Annotated in this window: 21 protein-coding genes and 1 tRNA gene; 6 read left to right on the top strand and 16 right to left on the bottom strand. The window is 67.6% G+C overall.

What is annotated here, in order from left to right; translation table 11 throughout:
• The first annotated feature begins 115 nt into the window (after positions 1 to 115).
• Positions 116 to 838, top strand: a complete 723-nt coding sequence (locus tag AC07M9_RS00430) for a hypothetical protein (RefSeq protein WP_494880402.1) — start codon at positions 116 to 118, stop codon at positions 836 to 838.
• Positions 831 to 1,928 (top strand): GSCFA domain-containing protein, encoded by a 1,098-nt coding sequence (locus AC07M9_RS00425; protein WP_494880401.1) that lies wholly within the window; start codon positions 831 to 833, stop codon positions 1,926 to 1,928. Before AC07M9_RS00430 ends, AC07M9_RS00425 begins: the two co-directional genes overlap by 8 nt.
• Positions 1,929 to 1,948: 20 nt before the next feature.
• Here AC07M9_RS00425 and kdsA read toward each other — a convergent pair whose 3' ends face one another.
• Both kdsA and AC07M9_RS00415 read right to left on the bottom strand, forming a co-directional pair.
• The gene (kdsA, locus tag AC07M9_RS00420) at positions 1,949 to 2,785 is read right to left on the bottom strand and encodes a 3-deoxy-8-phosphooctulonate synthase (RefSeq protein WP_494883850.1); all 837 of its coding nucleotides are present in this window, start codon (positions 2,783 to 2,785) and stop codon (positions 1,949 to 1,951) included.
• A gap of 137 nt (positions 2,786 to 2,922) precedes the next feature.
• Positions 2,923 to 4,395: a hypothetical protein gene (locus AC07M9_RS00415; RefSeq protein WP_494880399.1), complete on the bottom strand. Its 1,473-nt coding sequence runs from the start codon at positions 4,393 to 4,395 to the stop codon at positions 2,923 to 2,925.
• A gap of 423 nt (positions 4,396 to 4,818) precedes the next feature.
• On the opposite strand from AC07M9_RS00415, the gene AC07M9_RS00410 reads away from it, so the two are divergent.
• Complete coding sequence (locus AC07M9_RS00410; RefSeq protein ID WP_494880397.1) at positions 4,819 to 5,544, top strand: hypothetical protein; 726 nt, start codon at positions 4,819 to 4,821, stop codon at positions 5,542 to 5,544.
• 66 nt (positions 5,545 to 5,610) lie between these two features.
• Here AC07M9_RS00410 and AC07M9_RS00405 read toward each other — a convergent pair whose 3' ends face one another.
• From AC07M9_RS00405 to AC07M9_RS00380, 6 genes are all read right to left on the bottom strand, one after another.
• Positions 5,611 to 6,369 carry a DUF5672 family protein gene (locus tag AC07M9_RS00405; RefSeq protein ID WP_494880396.1) on the bottom strand — a complete coding sequence of 253 codons (759 nt, stop codon included), beginning with the start codon at positions 6,367 to 6,369 and terminating at the stop codon, positions 5,611 to 5,613.
• Positions 6,366 to 7,943 carry a glycosyltransferase family 2 protein gene (locus AC07M9_RS00400; protein WP_494880394.1) on the bottom strand — a complete coding sequence of 526 codons (1,578 nt, stop codon included), beginning with the start codon at positions 7,941 to 7,943 and terminating at the stop codon, positions 6,366 to 6,368. Before AC07M9_RS00400 ends, AC07M9_RS00405 begins: the two co-directional genes overlap by 4 nt.
• 75 nt (positions 7,944 to 8,018) lie before the next feature.
• Complete coding sequence (locus tag AC07M9_RS00395) at positions 8,019 to 8,828, bottom strand: 3-deoxy-manno-octulosonate cytidylyltransferase (protein WP_494880392.1); 810 nt, start codon at positions 8,826 to 8,828, stop codon at positions 8,019 to 8,021.
• Between the two features lie 17 nt (positions 8,829 to 8,845).
• Positions 8,846 to 9,835 (bottom strand): KpsF/GutQ family sugar-phosphate isomerase, encoded by a 990-nt coding sequence (locus AC07M9_RS00390; protein WP_494880390.1) that lies wholly within the window; start codon positions 9,833 to 9,835, stop codon positions 8,846 to 8,848.
• A 372-nt stretch (positions 9,836 to 10,207) separates the two neighbouring features.
• Positions 10,208 to 11,038, bottom strand: a complete 831-nt coding sequence (locus AC07M9_RS00385; protein WP_494880388.1) for an inositol monophosphatase family protein — start codon at positions 11,036 to 11,038, stop codon at positions 10,208 to 10,210.
• 90 nt (positions 11,039 to 11,128) lie between these two features.
• Positions 11,129 to 11,202 (bottom strand) — tRNA-Gly (locus tag AC07M9_RS00380).
• A gap of 177 nt (positions 11,203 to 11,379) precedes the next feature.
• On the opposite strand from AC07M9_RS00380, the gene AC07M9_RS00375 reads away from it, so the two are divergent.
• Positions 11,380 to 12,789, top strand: a complete 1,410-nt coding sequence (locus AC07M9_RS00375; RefSeq protein ID WP_494880386.1) for a malonyl-CoA decarboxylase domain-containing protein — start codon at positions 11,380 to 11,382, stop codon at positions 12,787 to 12,789.
• A 143-nt stretch (positions 12,790 to 12,932) separates the two neighbouring features.
• Here the strand turns inward: AC07M9_RS00375 and AC07M9_RS00370 are convergent, their stop codons facing one another.
• From AC07M9_RS00370 to pepN, 6 genes are all read right to left on the bottom strand, one after another.
• Complete coding sequence (locus AC07M9_RS00370) at positions 12,933 to 13,469, bottom strand: adenine phosphoribosyltransferase (RefSeq protein WP_494880384.1); 537 nt, start codon at positions 13,467 to 13,469, stop codon at positions 12,933 to 12,935.
• Positions 13,470 to 13,564: 95 nt separating this feature from the next.
• Positions 13,565 to 14,404 carry a cytochrome c1 gene (locus AC07M9_RS00365; protein WP_494880382.1) on the bottom strand — a complete coding sequence of 280 codons (840 nt, stop codon included), beginning with the start codon at positions 14,402 to 14,404 and terminating at the stop codon, positions 13,565 to 13,567.
• A gap of 25 nt (positions 14,405 to 14,429) precedes the next feature.
• On the bottom strand, positions 14,430 to 15,719 hold the full coding sequence (locus AC07M9_RS00360) for a cytochrome b (protein ID WP_494880380.1): 1,290 nt from the start codon (positions 15,717 to 15,719) through the stop codon (positions 14,430 to 14,432).
• A gap of 23 nt (positions 15,720 to 15,742) precedes the next feature.
• The gene (gene petA, locus AC07M9_RS00355; RefSeq protein ID WP_494880379.1) at positions 15,743 to 16,276 is read right to left on the bottom strand and encodes a ubiquinol-cytochrome c reductase iron-sulfur subunit; all 534 of its coding nucleotides are present in this window, start codon (positions 16,274 to 16,276) and stop codon (positions 15,743 to 15,745) included.
• Between the two features lie 228 nt (positions 16,277 to 16,504).
• Positions 16,505 to 17,269 carry a peptidoglycan editing factor PgeF gene (pgeF, locus tag AC07M9_RS00350; protein ID WP_494880377.1) on the bottom strand — a complete coding sequence of 255 codons (765 nt, stop codon included), beginning with the start codon at positions 17,267 to 17,269 and terminating at the stop codon, positions 16,505 to 16,507.
• Positions 17,262 to 19,916 (bottom strand): aminopeptidase N, encoded by a 2,655-nt coding sequence (pepN, locus tag AC07M9_RS00345; protein WP_494880375.1) that lies wholly within the window; start codon positions 19,914 to 19,916, stop codon positions 17,262 to 17,264. The genes pgeF and pepN overlap by 8 nt, the downstream gene beginning before the upstream one ends.
• A 98-nt stretch (positions 19,917 to 20,014) precedes the next feature.
• Here pepN and AC07M9_RS00340 point away from each other — a divergent pair, with 98 nt between their 5' ends.
• A complete protein-coding gene (locus tag AC07M9_RS00340) occupies positions 20,015 to 20,860 on the top strand; it encodes a Rossmann-fold NAD(P)-binding domain-containing protein (RefSeq protein ID WP_494880373.1) in 846 nt (281 codons plus the stop codon).
• Here AC07M9_RS00340 and AC07M9_RS00335 read toward each other — a convergent pair.
• On the bottom strand, positions 20,770 to 21,699 hold the full coding sequence (locus AC07M9_RS00335) for a DMT family transporter (RefSeq protein ID WP_494880371.1): 930 nt from the start codon (positions 21,697 to 21,699) through the stop codon (positions 20,770 to 20,772). The two genes, AC07M9_RS00340 and AC07M9_RS00335, sit on opposite strands and share 91 nt — an antisense overlap.
• Positions 21,696 to 22,691, bottom strand: a complete 996-nt coding sequence (locus AC07M9_RS00330; protein ID WP_494880369.1) for a threonine aldolase family protein — start codon at positions 22,689 to 22,691, stop codon at positions 21,696 to 21,698. Before AC07M9_RS00330 ends, AC07M9_RS00335 begins: the two co-directional genes overlap by 4 nt.
• A gap of 69 nt (positions 22,692 to 22,760) precedes the next feature.
• Between AC07M9_RS00330 and AC07M9_RS00325 the strand changes: the two genes are divergently transcribed.
• A complete protein-coding gene (locus tag AC07M9_RS00325; RefSeq protein ID WP_494880367.1) occupies positions 22,761 to 23,051 on the top strand; it encodes a GNAT family N-acetyltransferase in 291 nt (96 codons plus the stop codon).
• Positions 23,052 to 23,188: the final 137 nt, after the last annotated feature.

Genomic DNA, 23,188 nt, shown 5'->3' with positions numbered 1-23,188 from the left:
CGCCGGTTTTCCGAAATTTAGGCTCTAGGGCGGGGTGGCGGCTATGGCCTATGGCTTGATATTGTGTCAACGAGCCGCCCTGGCCGACAGACACTTATGGCCAATTGCAAGGGAGATGCCGCCAGTCATGACTGCTCAGCAACAGTTCGGCGCTGCGGTGCTGATCCTGGGCGAAAGCCATACCAATGCCTTGGCCCGCGCGATCGAAGCCGCGGGCGAAGACGATTTCGTGGCCATCGACGTGCGCAACAAGGCTGCCGAAACGGCCAGCGCGCGCAAGATCGATTTCAGTGCGTTCGCCGGCTATCGCCCGCGGCATCTGGTGCTCGCGTTCGGCGGCACCGAGCACAACATTCTCGGGCTGATCGAGACCGATCCCAAGTTCGACCTCGTGTGGCCGCCGTTCGAGACCATCGAACCCGGGCGCACTCTCGTGCCGTCGATGGCGATCGAGGACCTGCTCGCCAAGCGGCTGCAGACCGCGCTGCAGCGGGCTATCGAGGTGCGATCGCACTTCAACTGCGCGGTGCACGCGCTCGCGCCTCCCCCGCCCTTCCTCGCGTTCGACGAACGCGCAAAGCTGCCGAGCGCCTTCGCGCCGCTCATCGAGGCCGGCATCGCGCCCGCCAGCGTGCGCCTGAAACTCCACGCGGTGCTGTGCGCGGCGATGCGGGAGGCTTATCGCAAGCACGGCATCGAGCTCATTTCCCCGCCGGCCAACAGCCATGACGACGATGGGTTCCTGCTGCGGACGCTGTGGAACAAGGACCCTACCCACGGCAATGCCACTTATGGCAGACTGGTCCTCGAACACCTTAAGGAGGAACTGCGTGTCTAAGCGTCATCCCTACGTGGGCCGACCCGATTACCAGTTCTGGCGCAAGGAACCCGCGCTCGACGATATCGCCCTGTTCGATCCGGTCGGCGAACCCTCGTTCCGCATCCAGATGAGCGACAAGGTGGTGACGGCGGGCAGCTGCTTCGCGCAGCACGTCGCGCGCTTCCTCGCCCAGGCCGGCTTCAATTTTCTCGTCACCGAGCAGCCCCACCCGCTGCTCACCGAAGAACTCGCGGGCAGGCTGAACTACGGCCTGTTCTCGGCGCGCTACGGCAATATCTACAGTGCCCGCCAGCTGCGCCAGCTGCTCCAGCGTGCCTATGGCGAGTTCGAGCCGCTCGATTCCGCCTGGCAGACCCCGGATGGCCGCTGGGTCGATCCTTTCCGGCCGCAGATCCTGCCGGGCGGCTACGTCAGCGAGCGCGAAGTCGCTCTCGACCGCGAGGTCCATCTTGCCGCGGTGCGCGCCGCGATCGAGGAGATGAGCGTATTCGTCTTCACGCTGGGCCTGACCGAAATCTGGTCGGACAATCGCGACGGAGCGGTGTTCCCGCTCGCCCCCGGTGTCGCCGGAGGCCACTACGACGAGGACAGGTACAGCTTCCACAACCTCAGCCTGCCCGAGGTCGTGGAGGATCTGCAGTGGAGCCTGGACTTCATCCGGGCACGTAATCCGGACGTCAAGGTGATCGTCACCGTCTCGCCCGTGCCCCTGAACGCGACCGCCGAAGACCGGCATGTCGCGCTCTCCACGGCCTACTCCAAGGCGATCCTGCGCATCGCGGCCGAACAGGTCACCGCGCAGAACGCCCTGTGCGACTACTACCCCTCCTACGAGATCATCACCTCGCCCTTCACCTGCTCGGCCTATTTCGAGGCCGATCGCCGGGAGATCGCGCCGAAAGGGGTCAAGCACGTCATGGGCCTGTTCCTGAAGCACTACAGCGAGACGGAACGGGCGCAGGACGACGCCGGCTCACGCAACGCCGAACCCGCCGCCGAACGCAACCCGGCCGCGCGGCAGCGCATTCGCGACGCCGAAGCGCTGATGCAGGTCCTCTGCGACGAGGAAGCGATCAGCAATACGTGAATGCCCGGCGAGCCGCTGGCTCAGCCGGTGACGATGGGGGCGAGCGCCTTCACCGTCCGGTCGATGGCCAGCACCTGTGCGAGGAACGGCTCGAGCGCATCGAGCGGCAGCGCGCAGGGGCCATCGCATTTGGCCTGGTCGGGGTCGGGGTGCGCTTCCAGGAACAGGCCCGCAATGCCCAGCGCCATGCCCGAGCGCGCCAGTGCGGCCACCTGCGCCCGCCGTCCATCCGCGCTGTCTTCCCGGCCACCGGGCTTCTGCAGCGAATGCGTCACGTCGAAGACCACCGGCGCCATCGGCTTCATCGAATCCATGCCGAGCATGTCGACGACGAGGTTGTTGTACCCGAACGAGCTGCCGCGCTCGCACAGGATGATTTTCTCGTTACCGGCTTCGGCGAACTTGCGCATGATGTGGCGCATCTCGTGCGGGGCGAGGAACTGCGGCTTCTTGATGTTGATGACGGCGTCGGTCCTGCCCATCGCCACGACAAGGTCGGTCTGGCGCGCGAGGAATGCCGGCAACTGGATGATGTCCGCAACTTCCGCCGCCGGGGCCGCCTGCTCGGGCGCGTGAACGTCAGTCAGGACCGGAACGCCGAAGCGCGACTTGACGGCGCTCAGGATTTCGAGCCCCTTGTCGAGGCCCGGCCCCCGGAACGAGGTTATCGAGGACCTGTTCGCCTTGTCGAACGAAGCCTTGAACACGTAGGGAATGCCAAGTTTTTTCGAAATATCCACGAAAGTCTGCGCCACTTCCATGACGATTTCTTCGCTTTCGATGACATTCATTCCGCCAATGAGAACAAATGGCTTGTCGTTTGCGAACGTAACATTGTTGGAGAGCGTGACTTCCATGTTCAAACCTTGTCCCGTTAAGAATTGAGCCGCAAATTCTAAGAATGATGGGCATCTCGAGCGGCCCGTTCCCCGCCAAAAAATCCGCGCCTGCATACTGCCGTCGGCCGGTCCGTTAGAAGGCGCCGGCGCTAAAATCAATCAAGGCGGCGATGGCGGACGGCGAACTCGTCGAACAGCCTTGTGAACTGCTCACGGACTTTCGCGGGGTCCGTCACGAATCCCAGGCCCTCCAGCCAGTTCCACTGATTGCTTGTGAACACATCGGGCTTCGCGCGGGCCTCGTGCGCGAATTCGATCCATTCGGCGGGGCTGGAAACCTTGGGCAGGCCGTCAAACGCCGAGGTGTCGACAAGTCCGTTGCTGTCCTGCCAGATCGCCGTGGGGAGTCCTGCCAGCATGGCGTCGATCGCAAACGACGACGCCGAGCAGATCGCATAGGCATGATGCTCCAGCCCGATGTTCCAGAGCGGTCCTTCCTTGAGCCGGACACTGCCGGGCAGCGCGCCGCGGTGGTTGGCGATGAACGCGCCGGCGGGGTGCGGGCGCAGCGAAATCGTTCGTCCGCCTTCCGCCGCGGCAAGCTGCGAAAGTCCGTGGAGGAACTCGCCGGCAAGTCCCTCATCCGCCGAATAGCGCACAGAATGCAGGTTCTCGCATATCAGGCCGGGAGCGGAACCGCCGCCAGGTGCAGGCGATGGTCGCTCCGCCGGGGGCGGATACAGCAGGCTCGTCGGCCCCGTCACGCGAAGGCCCGTGCCCCCGCCCTGCTCGAAGGCGGTGAGCGCCGGGAGGGCATACCACGCGCAGACGCTGTCCGCAGCGAAGCGGATGGTCTCCCCGTGGACGCGGTCGTGCTCGCGGTTGTGCCGGAAGCCCAGGCACTCGAACCCATGCTGTACCGTCACCTTGCGCAGGTGCAGCGACGCCTGGGTGAAAACGGCGTGGTTGAGGGCGTGCGCAGGCGCGGAGGATTCGCTCGCCGAAAAGACCAGGCCGCGCCGGGGAAGGACCCCCACGGCCTCTGGCGCCGACCCGAAGACGAGGACCCTTGCCCCGGTCCGGTCCGCGATCGCCGCGATCTCGTCCTGCCACGCGCCCTCCCGGTCGAGGAACGCGAACCTGCCGGACAGCAGGATCAGGAGGGTCAGCTCCAGGTCGGCGGCCAGCAGCATCAGCGGCCGCAGCACGCTCACGTCCTGAACGAGGTCGACGAGGAACACCGCCCCCGGCTCCCCGGCCGCCGCGCCGGGTTGGCTCGCCGCATCGATGCGGGGGAAGCGTTCCTTGCCGCCCGGCATCGAACCCGCCGGCCATCGGCCCTCCCACTGGCCGGTGGTCACGAAATGGAGAAGCGGATTGACGCCCGCGCGGGCCACGTCCGGATGGGTGCTCAGGTAGCCGCTGGTGCTGAAACCGGGCCCGGGATCGCAGCCCTCCCGCCAGCCCCGGCGGCAGTAATGCCCGAGGGGATCATGCGCCGCACGCGGATTGCGGGCCGCATACCAGTCCGCATCGAACCAGGGCGACCCCGCGATGGCCCGCTTTGCACGGCGCACCGACCGGCGATCGGCGAGGACTCCGCCGAGCCTGTCCAGCCACGCGCGCACTCCGGTTTCGCCGCGCCGAGGATTGCCGGGTTGCCCGCCGGGCGGGGCGATCGGCAGCTTAAGCATCGGGCCCCCGCGCCTGCCGGCGCGCCGCCGACACCCTCGGGCATCGCGGAAACGCAAGGGGCGGTCCAACCAACTGCGTCATCGTCTGCCCGCCCAAGAACCCGGTGCCCTGCCTGCTACTGTGCCATGTGGCATCGCCCTACGCGCAAACGCCGATTCAGGGCAACGCCGATCCCGGGCGCCCGTCGCTTGTCCACGGCATAGCGTCGAAATTTAGGTGTCTTGCCGTAAGTGCGACAATCTTGCGGATTGACATCCGCGCCGCATCCATCATTGCTCAAGGCAACCACAAAGGCTTGAAACCCTTTATCTTATGCCGACAGATCAACTTTTAGGATCCAGAGCGCAGTGCCTGCAATGACCGAAACAATTCCTGCCAAGATATTCGTCGGATACGATACGCGCGAAGATATAGCCTGGCAAGTTGCTCGATATTCACTGTTGCGTCATTCTAATGACGAAATTCTGGTCTATCCCATAAGACAATCAGTAGTTCGTGAACTGGGACTATACACTCGCCCTCTCGACGCCACTGCGACGACTGAATTTTCTCTCACCCGCTTTCTTACGCCGTACCTTGCGGCGCAGACCGAGGGGTGGGTGGTGTTCTGCGACTGCGACTTCCTCTACACCACGGATATTCGCGGTGTCCTCGACGGCCTCGATCCGGAAAAGGCGGTGTACGTCGTTCAGCACGAATACGACCCCTCCCATTCGATCAAGATGGACGGCAAGCAGCAGACGACCTACCCGCGCAAGAACTGGTCGTCGTTCATGGTGTTCAACTGCGCGCACCCCGATGTGCTTGCGCTCACGCCACAGGTCGTCAACAGCGCTTCGCCGGCATTCCTGCACCGCTTCGAATGGATCGCGGACCAGTCTCACATAGGAGCGCTGCCGCTCGACTGGAACTTCCTCGAGGGTGAATATCCCAGGCCCGACAAGCTGCCGCGCGTGATCCATTTCACCAACGGCGGACCGTGGTTCGACGAGTGGCAGAACGTCGATTATGCCGACCTCTGGCTTCATGAGCGCGATCTCTACCTTCGCTCCGAAGCGGCAGGGCTCGAAAAGGTCGCCTGACGCGCCGGCGATCGGCGCAAAATGGGCGGCCTTGCGTCGCCCCCGGTCACGGCCCGATGCGATCCGTCAGGCGCCGAAGCAGCGGTGTCCGATGATCCTCAGCGCCCGGCTCAGCCGCCCTCCCCTTCGCAAGTAGGTTTTCACGATCAGCCAGAAGTCCACCCAGACGGTACGGCGATCGTCGAGCTCGCTGTAGATGTCCCAGAACGCGTCGGCCCCCACCGCGTCGACAAGATTGAAGACGCCGTGGAAGCCGAAACTGCGCGGCGCGCGGCGGTCACGCTCGAAGGCAAAGCGCGAGGCCGTGTCGGCATCGCCGAACCGGATGCCGCTGCTCTCCAGATAGGCGCGATTGGACCGGCAGATCGCCACGTCCTCAGGCTCTCGCGGCCCGTATGAAATGCGGGTACAGGCCTGGAGCAGCCGCCGGCTTCTCAGCGAAAAGCCGCCATTCCCGACGTCGTGACCGTCACTGAACTGCGGCCAGGGCGCCCCGATATAGTCGAACGCGAGGAAACCGGGATCCCACGCCCCGGGATCGAGGATGAAGCCATCCCACTGCACCACCAGGCAATGGTCCCGCGTCACCCAACGGTGCAGCTCCTCGAGCATGAACGCCGAGTAGGCCTGCGACGATGCCAGCCGCTCGATTTCGACGATGCGGATGCCGGGAGGCGGCGCGATGTCGCGCGCGTCGGTGAACAGGACGACCTCGCCGAAGTCCGCGGCTTCCATGCAGCGCACGAGCGCGCGCAGGGTGGCCGACACGTTGACCGACGCGGCCGCGCACAGGCACACCCCGGAAAGATCGAGGGGCGCTGTCACAGACCGACCACGAACTGCTCGCAGAACGCGCTGAGCTCGGGGTGGTGGTACGGGTCGCGCTCCAGGTCGGTGTGCCACAGGCGCTTGAGCGCCGCGAGCTCGCCGGCGAAACGGATGCGCTTGGCTTCGGTGTCGTCCTGCCCCCGCGACTTGGATTCGTGATGGATCAGCACCGCGCCCGGCTCGTAGAAGCTCTGCCACCCCTCGCGGTTGAGCTTGAGGCACAGGTCGACATCGTTGAACGCGACCGGAAAATCCTCCGCGTTGAAGCCGCCGACCGCATCGAACTTCTTGCGCTCGACGACCATGCAGGCTGCGGTGACGGCGGACACGAACTGCGGCAGGTGCGCACGCGAGAAATAGCCCGGGTCGCGGTCATCCTGCGCCCTGTGGGCATGCGCCGCGCCGCCGCCGACGCCGGTGACGACGCCGGCGTGCTGGATGGTCATGTCGGGGTAAAGCAGCTTGGCGCCCACCGCGCCGACGTCGCTGCGGATGGCATGCGCCACCATCCGCTCCAGCCAGTCGGTCTCGATCATCTCGATGTCGTTGTTCAGCAGGCAGAGCACTTCGCCGCGCGCATGCCGTACCGCCCGGTTGTGCATGGCCGCGTAGTTGAAGGCGCCGGGCTCACGGATGATGGTGGCCCCGCCCGCCTCGATCTCGCCGAGGAAGGCAAGCGCGCCCGGATCGGTGGAGGCATTGTCGATGACGATGCAGTCGAACGAGGGATAGCGCGTCGCCGCCAGGCCCTCCATGCATTTGCGCAGAAGCGCCTCGGCGTCGCGCGAGGGGACGATCACGGTCACGTGCGGCAACCTGAAACCCGCCGCCGGGGCGGCCGGGCGCGCGCCGGGCCGGCTCAGGCGGTGGTGCAGCACATGAGGGATGCGGACCGGTTCGCTCCCCGTCCGTTCGCCGGCAGGCCACGCCTGCCCGATCAGCCGGGGATCGCACGCGAAAACGCTGGCGCCCGATGCATAGTCGAAGTGCCGTATCAGCTCGGCATTCCAGGCGGGCTTGAAATGCGGGGAGTGGCGGCGGCCGCGATGGTCCACGAGATCGTCGTCGGCGTAGAACCGGCGGGCCGCGGGACTGGCCGCGATGGCCGCGCGGTAGGCCCCGATCGCGCAGGTGCTCACGCGGTCGCCCGCCTCGATCGACAGCACCCAGACCTTCTCGCGGTCCAGCGCCGCGAGATAGCCGGCCAGTGCCGGAACGTCGGCGAGCGCCGTCACCCCGTCGCACCGGTGCCGGACAGGCTCGTCGGCTCCGAGTATGACGATACCGTCGCTCGATGCCGCCTGCAAAGCGGCTATCGAGCGATCGACGCCACGCGATGTGCGCCGGCAGTCGATCACCGCGGTGATCTGCGGACCTGCCCCGCGGCCTGTGGTCGCCAGCTGCCCCAGCCGCTCCGGCTCCCGCGACGCGATCCACAGGTCGTAGGCGGACGCGGAATGGCCCAGCAGCGCCGAGAACTGGTTGCGGGAGCGTAGCCTGAGCCCGCAGATCCGCGACTTCACTGCCGTGAAGTAGGCCGCGGGCTCACCTTTGAGGGCGTCGAAATGCACCCGTGCCCTGAGCCATCGTTTCCGCAGGGCGCTCTTCGGGGTTGGGGTATCGGTATCTGACAAGACGGGACCGGGTCAGACGATACCGCGTTGCGCAAGGATGCGTTCGATCGCCGCGACGTCGCTCGGGTTGTTGAGTTCGATCGAATCCCAGTCGAGCGGATCGAGCTGCACGACGCCGACGGTCTGGCCGATGTCGAGGAAGCGCAGCTGCTCGAGCCCTTCGAACTGCTCGAGGCTCGAGGTCTCCGCCGCCGCGTAGAGCCGCAGCGCATGGGGGCGGTAGGCGTAGAGCCCAAGATGCAGGTGCACGGGCGGAAAGTCCTGCCCTTCGACATGCGCCGGCAGGAACGGCAGCAACCGCTTGGAGAAGTAGAGCGCATGTCCCGAACGGTTGAAAACCACCGTCGTCCCGCCGACACGGCCGTTGGCGGCATCCTCGGACAGATGCTCGTACGTCGAGCGGGCGCAGCGCAGGCCCGGCGTCGTCATCACCAGATCGCGGTCGTCATCGAGGCGCTGCACCAGCTGCTTCACCACGAAGGACGGCGACAGCGGCGCGTCTCCCTGCAGGTTGACGATGACGTCCGCGACATCGCCGAGCCGGGCGATGGCGTCGGCACACCGTTCGGTGCCGTTCGCGCATCGCTCGTCGGTCATGACGACCTGCCCGCCGAAGCTGCGCACCTCGTCGGCGATGCGCTCGTCATCCGTCGCCACCCAGACGCCGACCGCCCCGTCGATGGCGCTGGCGCATTCCCAGCTTCGCCGGATCAGCGTCTTGGCTTCGCCCGAGCTGCCGGTGAGCGGCACGAGCGGTTTGCCGGGGTACCGGGTGGATGCGTAACGCGCCGGGATGATGATGGCGAAGCTGGGCAGTGTCATGGCTGTTCTACCGACCGTCAGCTCAGGCCGACACGGACGAAGTCGTGGATATGGACGATGCCGATGGGATTGTTCCTGCCGGGTTCGTGGACGAAGGCCGCGGTGATCTTCTCGTCGTTGAGCATCTCCAGCGCGGTCTCGGCGCTCATGTCGCAGTCGAGCGTCTTGGGCGACGGCGTCATGACGTCCCCGGCGCAGCAGTCCTGAAGGCGCTCGAAGTTGCGACGCAGGTCGCCGTCGGTGATCACGCCGAGCAGCTCGCCGTCGGCGCTGACGATGCCGGCGATACCGAACCCGCGCGAGGTCATCACCGAGAGGACATCGGCCATGGAGGTCTCCGCGCCAATGAGCGGCATCGAGGGGCCCGTGTGCATCATTTCGCTGACCGGCAGCAGGCGAAGCCCGATCGCGCCGCCCGGGTGCAGAAGCTTCATGCCATCGCGCGAGAAGCCGCGCAGTTCCATGACCGTCATGGCCAGGGCATCGCACAGCGCGAGCTGCAGCGTCGTGGATGTGGTCGGGGCGATGTTCGCGCTGCAGGCCTCGCGGGCTTCGGGCAGGCACAGCTTGACCGCGGCATACCGCATGACCAGCGAATTGATCCGCGAGGCGACGCCGATCACCGGGACGCCCAATGCCTCGGCGTAGGTCAGGAAGGCCTTGAGTTCCGCGGTGTTGCCCGAGTTGGAAATCACCATCAACACGTCGCCCTTGACGAGCATGCCGAGGTCGCCGTGCGCGGCTTCGCCGGGGTGCACGTAATTCGCGGGGGTTCCGGTGGCGGAGAAGGTCGCGGCGGCCTTGCGGCCGATATGCCCGGACTTGCCCATGCCGGTGATGACCAGACGGCCCGAAATGCCGCGAATGAGCGAGCAGGCCTCGACGAAGGCATCGTCGAGCACATTGGCCAGGCGCTGGAGCGCGTCGGCCTCGATCTGGACGACTTCGGCACCGCGCCGGATGATGGCGATGCGGTCTCCGGCATCGATTGTGGGTGAAATAAGCATGAGAGCCCCTGTTTAGTTTTCAAAGCCTTTAGAATGCTCGCCACCCGGTGCAACCGGGTCTGCCGTCACCGGGAAGAATAATTTCTTTCATGGGGTTAGGCACTTTTGCGGCTTGCAACGTCGGCTCATCCACGATTTCGGCGAGCGCGATCTGCCTGGCATTCGGCGCTGCACCAAACTCCCGGCTAAGTTTGGCCATGTCGAGACGCCAATGTGGTGGACGAGCGGCCTTCGTCGGATATTCGGCACCTGTCATCGCAGGGCAGTGCGAAACGGGCGCGGACCCTACGCTGCCGCCTGCCAGACTGAGTGATCAATTTGTCGCAATTTCAATGCGTGACCGCGCTCCCGATGCACGCGGGAGATGCCGGATCACCCCGGTATGGCAACCTGCTCCAGCCGGATCTGCGCCTGCCCCAGAGCCGCCGCGGCGCGGCGCCAGGCCCCATGGGAGTTCGCCGCGACGAGGCCGATGGACGTGTCGTCGCATCGATAGCCCCGCCCGTCCGGCCTGAGGGCAAGGCCGCCGGCTTCGTTCAGGAACACCACGCCGGCGGCATGATCCCATGGCAAGACGCGCGTGAAGACCGCGACATCGATTCCGGCCGCGGCGATCTGCGGGTAGACATCCGCCGCGCAGCGCGGGGCATCCTCCACCCGGTAATCGGCCGAGAGCGCCGAGGTGATGTGGCCGCGCTGCTCGGCGTCCGCGAAAAGGCGGGTTACGGCGGCTGTCGGGGAAGTTCCGGGAGCGGCGGCGCGATAGGGCTCGAAATCGATGCGCGCGCCCTTGCCGGACTGCGCCGAACAGAAACGCCCCGTCAGCGGATCGAGAAGCCAGCCGCCGATCGGAATCCCGTCCTGCGCGAGCGAAACCAGGACCCCGAAGGGCCCGGTTCCGGCGGCGAAGTTCCCGGTGCCGTCGAGGGGGTCGATGATCCAGCAGTGGGCGGACGAAAGGTCGTCGAGCAGCGAGGGATCGTCATGGACCGCCTCCTCGCCCACCAGACGGGCGCCGGGAATGATCCGGGACAGATGTTCGCCGAGGATCGCCTCGCTTTCGCGATCGGCGGCGGTGACGACTTCCCCGGCGGACTTGTAGTGAGAGGACAGCGCGCTGCCGGGCGTGAACCGGGGTAGGATCGCTCGCTGCGCCGCGTCGGTCATCGCCTGCGATACCGCTTTGTCGAGTGCTTCGTCCAAAACCTGAAAACCCCGCTGCGCCGTTTGGCCCACGGCTGCATCCGGCCCCGACGGGCGGATTTCTTCTCATCCCGAGATGTCGTGAAAGGCTGGAGCGGGTAGCGGGAATCGAACCCGCATAGCCAGCTTGGAAGGCTGGAGCTTTACCACTAAGCTATACCCGCCCGGGCCTTGTGGTCGCAGGCGCTTGCCACGGGCGGGCCCGCCTCGTCAACGACTCTCTTGCCCCGGCGGACAATCGCCCGGGCGGCTTCTCTGCGGAGGAGGCCCGCAAACGGCGGGACTTGCGCCGTTCCGGTGCCATCCTGCCGGCTTCACCGTATTCTCTCGAAGCGGGAGCGATGATAGCCTGTGCCCAGCAGAAGCACAGGATCGAGATCGCCATGAACACTTCACGGACCCGCGCCCCCTCCGATGGTCCGGCTTCGGGCACCGCCGGAGGCGCGGCGGGGCGGCGGCGCAGCCCGCTCGACCTGCTGATGAATTCCGGGCTCGGCAAGATGCTGCGCGGCATCGGCGTCGCGCCCCGGCAGGACAGCGGCGAAAGCCTGCTCGACCTCGCCGACGCGCTGCTCTCGCTGCGCGGGCGGGCTTCCGGACCGGCGCTGGCCTCCGCCTTCTTCGACCTTTACGAGGCCAGCGACCTGGAAGCCCGGCAGGACTTCCTCGGCAAGATCCACGACCTGCACCCCGCCGACGCCAAGGCGATCGACAAGGCCATCGCGCGGTGGACCGAGAAGCGCGACGAGGCCTCGGCGCTGGCGCTCAACGCGGCGAGCAAGTCGCCCAGCCGCCGCCTCATCAACCAGCTCAACCTCGCACCGCAGGGCACGCAGCGGCTGATCGGGCTGCGCGAGGACCTGCTGGCGGTGCCGCGCGCGGCGACCACGCCGGGGCTGCTGGCACTCGACCGCGATCTGGAGAACGCCTTCACCGCGTGGTTCAACGCCGGGTTCCTGGAACTGCGGCGGATCGGCTGGGACAGCTCGGCCCAGCTGCTCGAACGCATCATCCGCTACGAGGCGGTCCACCAGATTCAGGGCTGGGACGACCTCAGGCGCCGCGTCGAGCCGGTCGACCGGCGCTGCTACGGCTTCTTCCACCCACAGATGCGCGACGATCCGCTGATCTTCGTCGAAGTGGCGCTGACCCCGCAGATCCCCGGCGCGATCCACCAGATCATCTCCGAGGAGCGCGAGACCATCGACCCGCGCGAGGCGAACTGCGCGATCTTCTACTCGATCAGCAACTGCCAGGTGGGCCTCAAGGGCATCCCCTTCGGCAACCACCTGATCAAGCGCGTGGTCGGCCTGCTCAAGGAGGAGTTGCCGCACCTCAAGACCTTCGCCACGCTCTCGCCGGTGCCGGGCTTCGCCAAGTGGCTGGGCAAGGAACAGGCGGCGGATGCCCCGGTGCCGGGCGCCAGGGACCTGCGCCAGCTCGCCGCGCGCTTCCTCGTCGAGGGCAAGGGCAAGGGCGGCCAGCCCGCCGACCCGGTCGCGCGCTTCCACCTCGGCAACGGCGCGCGGCTGGAGGCGGTCCACGCCAATGCCGACCTCTCCGCCAATGGGCAGAAGCAGTCGCATGGGGTCATGGTGAACTACCTCTACGAACTCGCCGACATCGAGGCCAATGTCTTCGCGCTGACCGAACTGGGGACGGTAGCGACGTCGAAGGCGGTGCAGGCGCTGCTGGAGCCGGAACCCGCGGCGAAGAAGGGCAAGGCGGCTAAGGATACCGTGGCGGCCTGAGGGTCGTCCCTCAGCTAGCCCGTCGTCCCCGGGTTGACCGGGGACCACTGGCCGAGCCGCGCCCTGTTCTCGGCGAGGCTGTCGGCTAGGTATCGCCTGAAGGGCACCCAGCGGTCCCCGCCTTCGCGGGGACGACGGGTGTCTCAGTGCCCCTCGAACGCCAGCAAGGCATCCGTCGGCACGCCCGCATCGCGCAGCCTTTGCGCTCCACCGAGCTCAGGCAGGTCGATCGCGAACAGCGCCCCCGCCACCGTGCCGCCGGCGCGGCGCAGCAGTTCGACCGCCGCCAGCGCAGTGCCGCCGGTGGCGATGAGGTCGTCGATCACCACCACCTTCGCGCCGTCCGGGACAGCGCCGGGATCGACCTCGAGCGTGTCGGTGCCGTATTCCAGCGCATAGTCGATGGCGAGGACCGGGACCGGCAGTTTGCCCGGCTTGCGCACCGGCACGAAAGGCAGGCCCATCCGCGCGGCGACGGCGGCGCCGAAGATGAAGCCGCGCGCCTCGATACCGGCGATGACCTGCGCGCCCACAGCCTGCGCGCGCTCCGCCATGTGGCCGACGGCGGCGGCGAAGCCGGGGCCATCGCCGATCAGCGTGGTCACGTCACGGAACAGGATGCCGGGCTTGGGGAAGTCCGGGATCGTGCGGACGAGTTCGCGCAGGTCTTCGAGCGTCACGTTGGTATTCTCCGTTGGGTCGCCGCAAATGCGAAGCGCCCCGCCATCGCTGGGATGACGGGGCGCGGAGCCTTTAACAGTCTTCTCAGGCGACGTCAGTGCTTCTTCCCGGCCCAGATGTTCCGGTAGGACATGTAGCCCAGCACGGTCGCGAAGAGCAGGAACAGGGTCACGGCGAGGCCGGTCTGCTTGCGCTTGTCGAGCGAGGGTTCGGCGGTCCAGATCAGGAAGGCCGAGACGTCCTTCGCCATCTGGTCGACCGTCGGCTTGGGGTTGCCCGGGCCGTATTCGACCTGGCCGGTGCCGGTCAGCGGCGGCGCCATCGCGAGGTTGAGGTTCGCGAAGTACGGGTTGTAGTGCAGGCCGGCGGGCGTCTTGGAGTCCGGGAACTCCTTCAGCAGCTTGGCAGGCTGGGCCTGGAAGCCGGTCAGCAGCGAGTAGACGTAGGCCGGACCGTCGTGGCGGGCCTTGGTCATCAGCGACAGGTCGGGCGGAACCGCGTTGTTGTTGGCGGCGCGCGCGGCGATGTCGTTGGCGAAGGGCTTGGGGAAGTAGTCCGTCGGCATGCCGGGACGCGAGTTCACTTCACCCGTGGTGGGATCGGTGCCCGGGACCTGGAAGCCGGCGGCGATCGCCTTCACCTGGCCTTCGGAGTAGCCGAGCTGCGCCAGGTCGCGGAAGGCGACGTGGTTCAGCGAGTGGCAGGCCGAGCAGACTTCCTTGTAGACCTGGAAGCCGCGCTGGAGCTGCTGCTTGTCGAACTTGCCGAACGCGCCGTCGCTGGCGAAGGCCACTTCCTTGGGGTGGAGGTGGAACTCGTGCTCGGCGGTCGGGCCGGCCGGGTCGGTCGCCCAGGTGTAGAAGCCGAGCCCGAAGGACCAGGCCAATGCCACCGTGAAGAACAGCCCGACGAGGATCGAGAGAATGCGTGCCATGTCTTTCGTCTTTCGTTCTGGCTGATCAGGCGGTCGCTACGGGAGCGAGCTGGGCGGCGTCGTCATCGCCGAGGACCGACTCGGTGATCGAGTAGGGCAGCGGCAGCGGCTTCTCGATCGCCGAGATGATCGGCAGGATGATCAGGAAGTGCGCGAAGTAGTACAGCGCGGCCAGCTGGCTGATCATCACGTAGGGCTCCGCCGCCGCGGCGCCGCCGCAGTAGAACAGGACCGCCATCGCGGGGATCAGGCCGAACCAGAAGAACTTCTTGTACAGCGGGCGGTAGTTGCCCGAGCGGACCGGCGAACGGTCGAGCCAGGGCAAGAAGAACCACACCAGGATCGCGCCGAACATGGCGAGCACGCCCATCAGCTTGGCCGGGATGATGAAGAAGTCCTGGGTGAAGGCGCGCAGGATCGCGTAGAACGGCCAGAAGTACCATTCGGGAACGATGTGCGCCGGGGTGCTCATCGGGTTGGCCGGGATGTAGTTGTCCGGGTGGCCCAGCTGGTTCGGGTAGTAGAACACCGCGATGGCCAGCAGGAACAGGAAGGCGCCCACGGCCCAGCCGTCCTTGGCGATGTAGTAGGGGTAGAACGGAACGGTGTCGCTCTCGGTCTTGACCTCGACGCCGGTGGGGTTCGAGGAGCCCGGGATATGCAGCGCCCAGATGTGCAGCACGACCACGCCGACGATGACGAACGGCAGCAGGTAGTGCAGCGAGAAGAAGCGGTTGAGCGCGGCGTTGTCAGGCGCGAAGCCGCCGAGCAGCCACTGCTGGAGCGGCTCGCCGACGAAGGGAATCGCGCCGAACAGGCCGGTGATGACCTTGGCGCCCCAGAAGCTCATCTGGCCCCAGGGCAGCACGTAGCCCATGAACGCGGTGGCCATCATCAGCAGGAAGATGACGACGCCGAGCAGCCACACCATCTCGCGCGGGGCCTTGTACGAGCCGTAGTAGAAGCCGCGGAAGATGTGCACGTAGATGACCACGAAGAACGCCGAGGCGCCGTTCGCGTGCATGTAGCGCATCAGCCAGCCCCAGTTCACGTCGCGCACGGTCATCTCGACCGTGTCGAACGCCACCGCCGTGTTGGCCGCGTAGTGCATGGCCATGACGATGCCGGTGACGATCTGGATGACCAGGCAGATCAGCGCCAGGAAACCGAAGTTCCAGAAGTAGTTGAGGTTGCGCGGCACGGGATAGCCGCCGCCGACCGAGTTGTAGACGAGGCGCGGCAGGGGCAGCCTCTCGTCCATCCACTGCATGAAGGGATGGCTCGGCTTGTATTCGTTGGCCCAGGGAAAGCTCATGTTCGTGATCCTCTCTCTTGGCCTCAACCGATCTGGACGACGGTATCTGAAGTGAAGGCGTATTCCGGAACCTCGAGGTTCTTGGGCGCGGGGCCCTTACGGATACGGGCGGCGGTGTCGTAGGCGGAACCGTGGCAGGGGCAGAAGTACCCGCCGAACTCGCCCTTGATCTCGCCCTCGCCGGCGCCGAGCGGCACACAGCCCAGGTGGGTGCAGACACCCATCGTGATCAGCCAGTTCTCCTTGCCTTCCTTGGTGCGTTCGGCAAGCGTCTGGGGATCGCGCAACGAGCCGGTGTCGACCGCGTTGGCTTCCTCGATCTCCTTGGGAGTGAGGTTGCGCACGAAGACGGGCTGCTTGCGGAACACAGCCTTGATCGCCTGGCCGGCCTTGATCGCGGAGATGTCGATCTCGGTGGAGGAAGCCGCGAGGACGTCGGCCGATGCCGACATCTGGCTGATGAGCGGGATGACGATCCCGATGCCCGCGACACCTGCGGCGCTTACTGCGGCGATATTGATGAAATCGCGCCGCCGCACGCCCTCTGTTTCTGCCATGTCTGCCCTTGCCTTGCTTTCGACAACCCACTGCCGGGGGACCGGCAGGAGGTCTATCCTGACCAATGGTAGCCTGGAAATCCCCCGTGTCGGTTCAAGTACCGGACGCGGCCCGGCTCTCTTCCGACTTTGCGGGCCTGATATACGCGAAAGACGATCGTGCCAACCGCCTTTTTGGTCGGCGATGGACGGCTGCGGGCAGCAAGCCGACAGTAGATCGGAAAGTAATCAAGCCAATCCGATCAACGATATCTGCCGCCCGTAGGACGGTTCTGCCCGATGCGTGGCCCGGCGGAAGGAGTAGAATTGCTGCGGTGCACTATATGTGTCGAGCGCAAGTCCCTCCGCTGCGGCGATGCCGGCCCGGCGCAGGCGTTCGAGGACGTAGCCTTCGAGGTCGAACTGGTGATGACCGGCCCTTCCGCCAAGGAAATGCCGGGCGTTGGCAGCGTCTTCGGCGACGAATCGCGCCGCGAACGCCTCGTCCACTTCATAGGATGCCTGCGCGATGCAGGGCCCCACCGCCGCCACGATATCGGCGCGCCGGGCGCCCAGCGCCTCCATGGCGGCGACGGTGGCGTCGGTGACACCGCCGATCGCGCCCTTCCAACCGGCATGGGCGGCGCCGATCACGCCCGCCTCGCGGTCGGCGAAGAGCACCGGCGCGCAGTCGGCGGTGAGGATGCCGAGCAGCACCCCGGGCCTGTCGGTAACCAGGGCGTCGGCGTGGGGGCGCCCGGCGTCGGGCCAGTCTCCTGCCACTACACAATCGGCCAAGTGGACCTGATAGACCGTCGCCAGCCGGGCGCCGGGCAGCACCGCGTCGGCCGCCAGCTCGCGGTTGCGGGCGATCAGCGCCGGCTCGTCGCCCGAGCCGAGGCCGACGTTGAGGCCGGCCACGTCCCCGGTGCTGACCCCGCCGCGCCGGCCGAGGAAGCCGTGCGGCAGATCCTCGAGCAGCGGCGCGCGGTTGACTTCGACGGCGTCAGCCAAGGCTCTTGGTCACCTGCTCGCGCACGTCGCGCGAGAGAGTTGGCACGGCGGCGATGCGTTCGAGTTCCTCGCGCATCATCGCCGCGCGGACCGGCTCGATCCGGCGCCAGCGGCCCAGCGCGGGCACGAAGCGCGCCGCCGTCTGCGGGTTCACCGGGTCGAGGCGGCGGATCAGGTCGCCGATCATGCGGTAGCCCTCGCCGCTTGCGTCGTGGAACGCCTGCGGGTTACCCGCCGCCGCCATGTAGAGCGCGCGCACGCGGTTGGGGTTGGTCACGGTGAAGTCGCCGTGCGCGGCCAGTTCGCGGATATGCGCGAGCACGCCCGCATGGAACGAGCCCGCCTGGAGCGAGAACCACTTGTCGATCACCAGCGCGTTGCCGGCGTGACGCTTGTGGAAGTCAGCCAGCGCCTCGGCGCGCTCGGGAGCGTCGAGGCTCGCGAGGACCATCAGCGCGCCTTGGCGGTCGGTCATGGTCTCGGCCGCACGGTACTGCGCGAAGGCGCGCACCGCGCCCTCGGCCGGATCGCCGGCGGCGATGAGGGCTAGCGCCTGGGTCTTGATCTTGCGCGCGCCCCGGGCCGCGGCATCGCGGCCATAGGGCACCGCCACCGCGCGGTCGTGGAGGGCCTTCAGCGCTTGGGCGCACTCGGCGCCGAGCCAAGCCTTCAGCGCCTCGCGCTCCGCATGGATGGCGCCGGGATCGGAGATCGCCAGCTGCTCGGCGAGGTAGGTCTCGGCGGGCAGGATCATCAGTTCGCCGCGCATCAGGTCGTCGAGCGCGGGATCGGCGATCACCGCCGCGAAGGCCGCGCCGATCGCGGTCCGACCCTGCGCGCGCGCAACCTCGTCGAGCCGCCCGCTCACCCCGGCGACGAGGTGCTGGACGACGAGGCCCTGCATCGCCTCGTAGCGGGCGAAAGGATCGTCGTCATGCGCGGCGAGGAACACGAGGTCCTCGGCGGCGCGCTGGAAGTCGATGGCGACGGGGGCGGAGAAGCCCCGGTTGATCGACAGCACCGGCGCTTTCGCGAAACCGTCGAAGGTGAAGCTGCCGGACTCCGTGTCGAGCACGATCAGCTGCTCGCCCGCATGCTCGCCGCTGTCGCGGTCGTAGAGGGCGATGCGCAGCGGGATCGGCATCGGCTGCTTTTCCGGCTGGCCCGGCGTCGCGGGGACGCTCTGGGTCAGGTTCAGGGTCGTCCGGGTGCCGTCATGGTCCAGCTCCACCGAGACCTGCGGCGTGCCGGCCTGCGAGTACCAGAGGCGGAATTGCGTGAGGTCGAGGCCCGCGCCGTCCTCGATCGCCTTGACGAAGTCCTCGCAGGTCGCGGCCTCGCCGTCGTGGCGTTCGAAGTAGAGGTCGGTGCCCTGCCGGAACCGCTCGGGCCCCGCCATGGTGCGCATCATGCGGATCACCTCGGCGCCCTTGTTGTAGATCGTCGCGGTGTAGAAGTTGCTGATTTCCTGGAACGAATCCGGGCGGATCGGATGCGCCAGCGGGCCGGAGTCCTCGGGGAACTGGGCGATGCGCAGGACGCGCACGTCCTCGATCCGCTTGACCGCCTCGCTGCCCATGTCTGCGCTGAACAGCTGGTCGCGCAGCACCGTGAAGCCTTCCTTGAGGCTCAGCTGGAACCAGTCGCGGCAGGTGACGCGGTTGCCCGACCAGTTGTGGAAGTATTCGTGGCCGATCACCCCCTCGACCGCGTCATAGTCCCCGTCGGTGGCGGTTTCCGGGTCGGCGAGGACGTAGCGGGTGTTGAAGACGTTGAGGCCCTTGTTCTCCATCGCGCCCATGTTGAAGTCGGACACCGCGACGATGTTGAACAGGTCGAGGTCGTATTCGCGCCCGAACGCTTCCTCGTCCCACTTCATCGAGTTGATGAGCGAATCCATCGCGTGCTGGGTGCGGTCCTCGTCGCCCGGGCGGACCCAGATGTTGAGGTCGACCACGCGCCCGCCCGAGGTCGTGAAGGTGGAGTGGTTGGCCACGAGATCGCCGGCGACCAGCGCGAAGAGGTAGCTCGGCTTGGGCCAGGGATCGTGCCACTCGGCCCAGTGGGTGCCGTCCTCGGCATCGCCGGTGGCGGTGCAGTTGCCGTTAGCGAGCAGGATCGGGAAGCCCGCCTTGTCGCCGCTCATCCGCACCGAATAGGTCGAGAGCACGTCGGGGCGGTCGGGGAAGAAGGTGATGCGGCGGAAGCCCTCGGCCTCGCACTGGGTGCAGAGCATGCCGTTCGAGGCATAGAGGCCCATGAGCTGGCTGTTGGCGGCGGGATTGACGCTGGTCTCGACCTCGACCTGGTGCGCCTCGCCGGGGAGTTCGACCAGCAGGTCGGCACCGTCGAGCCGCCAGTCTTTGATGTCGCGCCCGTCGACGCGGACGGCGAGCGGGACGATCTGGTCGCCGTTGAGGCGGAGCGTGGCAGTGCCGTTGCCTTCGGGGTTGCGAGTGACCGTCAGCTTCGAAACGACATGCGTGGCCTCGACGCCGAGGCGGAAGTCGAGCGAGACCTCGGGGATCAGCCAGGCCGGCGGCAGGTAGTCCTCGCGGCGGATGACCGGCGGCGCCGCTGGGGGCGGCGCGGCGTCGGCGACCTGGGTGTTGTCCACGGGCTCGGAGGGTCTGCTGGCGATATCCATGCCGCATACTTAACCGCTCGGAGGCGGATTGCCAGCGGCGGTGGAGCGATTTCGGCGCAGGGTTGCGGGTCCGCGCCGGGATGCTAGGTCTGGCCGCGATGCCTCGCCTGTTCATCTTCGGCCTCGGTTACACCGCCAGCGCCATCGCCGCCCGTTTCGCGGCGCGGGGCTGGGAAGTCGTCTCCACCGGGAGCGAGGGCACCCTCGCTTTCGACGACGCAGGCAGCGTGCGCGTCGCGCTGGCCGATGCCGACCATGTGCTCTCCTCCGTCCCGCCCGGCAGCGAGGGACGCGGCGAGCCGCTCGACCCGGTGCTCGACCTCTACGGCGACGCGCTGCGCGGCACGGCGCTGTCCTACCTTTCCTCCACCGGCGTCTATGGCGACACCGGCGGCGCATGGGTGGACGAGGGGGCGCCGGTCGGCACCGGGCGGCGCACCGCGCGGGCCGAGGCGGACGCCGAGTGGCTGGCGCGGGGCGCGCGGGTCTACCGGCTGCCGGGGATTTATGGACCGGGGCGCTCGATCTTCGAACGGCTGGCGGAAGGCCGCGCGCACCGGATCGACCTGCCGGGCCAGGTGTTCAGCCGCGTCCATGTCGAGGATATCACCGCCGGCGTGCTCGCCGGGATCGCCGCGCCGGGCGGGGCCTACAACCTCGCCGACGACCTGCCCTGCGGGCAGAACCGGCTGGTGGAGGAAGCATGCCGCCTCACCGGACTGCCGCTGCCGCCACTGCAATCGCTGGACGAGGCCGGGCTGTCCCCCATGGCGCGCGGCTTCTATGCGGAGAACCGCCGCGTCGCCAACGGCAAGGCGAAGGCCGTGCTGGGCTGGCGGCCGCGCTATCCCAGTTACGTCGAGGGCTTGCGCGCGCTCAGCGCCACCGCGAGGCCCACGGTCGCCAGCGCCGCGCCGCCTGCGGCCAGCAGCGACCAGCGGTAGCCCTCCAGCACGGTCGAGAAGACCATCGCGATCACCACCACCGCGACGCCATTGTACGCCGCGCGGCCCGCGCCGAGCTGGCGGATCAGCGTGAAGTAGAGCGGGAACGTCACCACCGAACCCGCGAAAGCGAGGTAGGCGGTGCCCAGCCAGTAGCTCGTGCCGCTCGGCAGCACCGGCGGGCCCGAGGTCGCCAGCGCCAGCCCGGCGTCGCACAGGGTGCCGTAGAGCATCGCCCAGGCCAGCAGGCTCACCATCGGCAACCGGCTGCCGACCTCGTTGGCCTGGATCACGTTCGAGACCGAGGCGCAGAGCATCGCCGCCAGCGCCAGGCCGATGCCGACGAGGACGCTGCCACCGGTTTCTCCGGTCGGGGCGGCGCGCGATTCGTGGAGGAGCAGCAGGGCGATGCCGGCGATGGCGATCCCGCTCCCGATGGCGAAGCGGGCGCTGATCGGCTGCTTGAGCATCAGGCGCGCCAGCAGCGCGTTGGGCACCAGCAGCAGCGCGATCATCAGCGCGACGATGCCCGAGGTCAGGTGCGCCTCGGCGCGGTAGACGAAGTTGTAGTTGCCGCAGAACTGGGTCAGCCCGACGAGAAACGCGAGGCCCTGCCCGTCGCGCCCGATCCGCAGGCTGCGCCCCATCGCCGCGGCGACGAGGAACATCGCCGGGGTCGCCAGCGCGAAACGCCAGGTCACCGACCAGCTCGCCGGCACGTCGCCGATCTGGCCGGTGATGACCCACCAGGTTGACCCCCAGATCAGCGCGACGATCAGGAACGGCAACGCCACCGCCGGCCGCAGCAGCGACGGCGCCGGTTCGTGCCCCGCGCTCATAGCCCGGCGATAGCCCGGGCCAGCGCCGCGATGTCGCCGGTCTTGGCGTCCCACGAGGTCACCAGCCGCGCGGCGTCCGGGCCCCAGTCATAGAAGGCGAAGCCGGATTCGCGCAGCGCCACGCGTTCGTCGGCGGTGCAGGCAAGGAACACCTCGTTCGCCTCCACCGGGTGGAGCAGGCGTTCAGGGGCGGCGGCGGCGATCCCGGCGGCAGCGGCATTGGCGGCGCGCGCGTTGTCGAGCCACAGGTCGTCCTCGAGCATCGCCAGAATCTGCGCCGCCAGGAAACGACCCTTGCTCTGCAGGTGCCCGGCGCGCTTGCGACGGTAGCGGATGACCTTCGCCGCCTCGACGTCGAAGAACACGATGGCCTCGGCGCCCATGCCGCCGTTCTTGACGAAGCCGAAGCTCAGCACGTCGACACCGCGCGCGGCCTCGGCGGGGGAGCAGCCGAGATGCGCGACGGCATTGGCGAAACGCGCGCCGTCCATGTGCAGGCCGAGCCCGCGCGCCTTGGCGAAGGCGGCGATCGCGGCGACCTCGGCGGGGCGGTAGACGCAGCCGTATTCGCTCGCCTGGGTGATCGAGATCGCGTGGGGCTGGACCTGGTGGACGTCGTCGCGGATCGGGTCGATCACTGCCGCCAGCGCCTCGGGCGTGACCTTGGCGCTGGCGCCCTCGGCGAGCAGCAGCTTGGCGCCGTGGAGGAAGAAACCCGGCGCGCCGGCCTCGTCCATCTCGATATGCGCCTCGCGGTGGCAGACGACCGCGCCGTGCGGCGGCACCAGAGATGCGAGCGCGAGGCAGTTCGCCGCCGTGCCGCTCGCTACCCAGAGCACCGCGCACTCGCGCCCGAACAGCTGCGTGAACGCGGCGTCGAGGGTGCGGCTGAGCGCATCGCCGTCGTAGGGCGCGTCGGGAGCGTCGGCCGCCATCATCGCCTTCCAGACGGCGGGGTGGACGGCGGCGGCATTGTCGGAGTTGAACTGCATGACCATATGCCCTGAAAGCGCGGACCGTTTCCGTCAAGCGCGCGTGCACTTCAACGAGGAGAACCGTCCATGGTCGGCGTCACCATCACCAAGCACGAGACCGGCTCGACCGGCGAATACCAAGCCCACATCGCCGACAGCGACCACATCGGCCGCCTGACCTGGTCGGAGCGCGGCGGGGTCCGCTACGCCGAGCACACGTTGGTCCCCCCCGCCATCGGCGGGCGCGGCGTGGCGATGCGGCTGGTCGAGGCCATGGTCGCCGACGCGCGCGAGGAAGGGTTCAGGATCGGGCCCTTGTGCAGCTACGTGGACGTGGCGTTCAGGCGGCATCCGGAATGGGCCGACGTGCGGGCCTGATGGGGGCGCGGGGGCAGAAATCCGTCCTTTAGACCACCGTCGCCCCCGCGAAGGCGGGGGTCCCGCTTCTACTCCGAGGCCCGAAAGAACAAGCGGGGTCCCCGCCTGCGCGGGGACGACGATTTGAGGGTACGACG

This window comes from Novosphingobium sp. GW821-FHT09E05, assembly GCF_059416165.1.
This window is presented reverse-complemented; position numbering and strand designations above follow the sequence as displayed.

Bases quoted from the DNA above. Each gene is read 5' to 3' on its own strand.
- AC07M9_RS00430 (WP_494880402.1), top strand. From the start codon at position 116: ATGCCGCCAGTCATGACTGCTCAGCAACAGTTCGGCGCTGCGGTGCTG.
- kdsA (WP_494883850.1), bottom strand. From the start codon at position 2,785: ATGGAAGTCACGCTCTCCAACAATGTTACGTTCGCAAACGACAAGCCA.
- AC07M9_RS00410 (WP_494880397.1), top strand. From the start codon at position 4,819: ATGACCGAAACAATTCCTGCCAAGATATTCGTCGGATACGATACGCGC.
- AC07M9_RS00395 (WP_494880392.1), bottom strand. From the start codon at position 8,828: ATGACACTGCCCAGCTTCGCCATCATCATCCCGGCGCGTTACGCATCC.
- AC07M9_RS00390 (WP_494880390.1), bottom strand. From the start codon at position 9,835: ATGCTTATTTCACCCACAATCGATGCCGGAGACCGCATCGCCATCATC.
- AC07M9_RS00375 (WP_494880386.1), top strand. From the start codon at position 11,380: ATGATAGCCTGTGCCCAGCAGAAGCACAGGATCGAGATCGCCATGAAC.
- AC07M9_RS00365 (WP_494880382.1), bottom strand. From the start codon at position 14,404: ATGGCACGCATTCTCTCGATCCTCGTCGGGCTGTTCTTCACGGTGGCA.
- AC07M9_RS00360 (WP_494880380.1), bottom strand. From the start codon at position 15,719: ATGAGCTTTCCCTGGGCCAACGAATACAAGCCGAGCCATCCCTTCATG.
- petA (WP_494880379.1), bottom strand. From the start codon at position 16,276: ATGGCAGAAACAGAGGGCGTGCGGCGGCGCGATTTCATCAATATCGCC.
- pepN (WP_494880375.1), bottom strand. From the start codon at position 19,916: ATGGATATCGCCAGCAGACCCTCCGAGCCCGTGGACAACACCCAGGTC.
- AC07M9_RS00340 (WP_494880373.1), top strand. From the start codon at position 20,015: ATGCCTCGCCTGTTCATCTTCGGCCTCGGTTACACCGCCAGCGCCATC.
- AC07M9_RS00335 (WP_494880371.1), bottom strand. From the start codon at position 21,699: ATGAGCGCGGGGCACGAACCGGCGCCGTCGCTGCTGCGGCCGGCGGTG.
- AC07M9_RS00330 (WP_494880369.1), bottom strand. From the start codon at position 22,691: ATGCAGTTCAACTCCGACAATGCCGCCGCCGTCCACCCCGCCGTCTGG.
- AC07M9_RS00325 (WP_494880367.1), top strand. From the start codon at position 22,761: ATGGTCGGCGTCACCATCACCAAGCACGAGACCGGCTCGACCGGCGAA.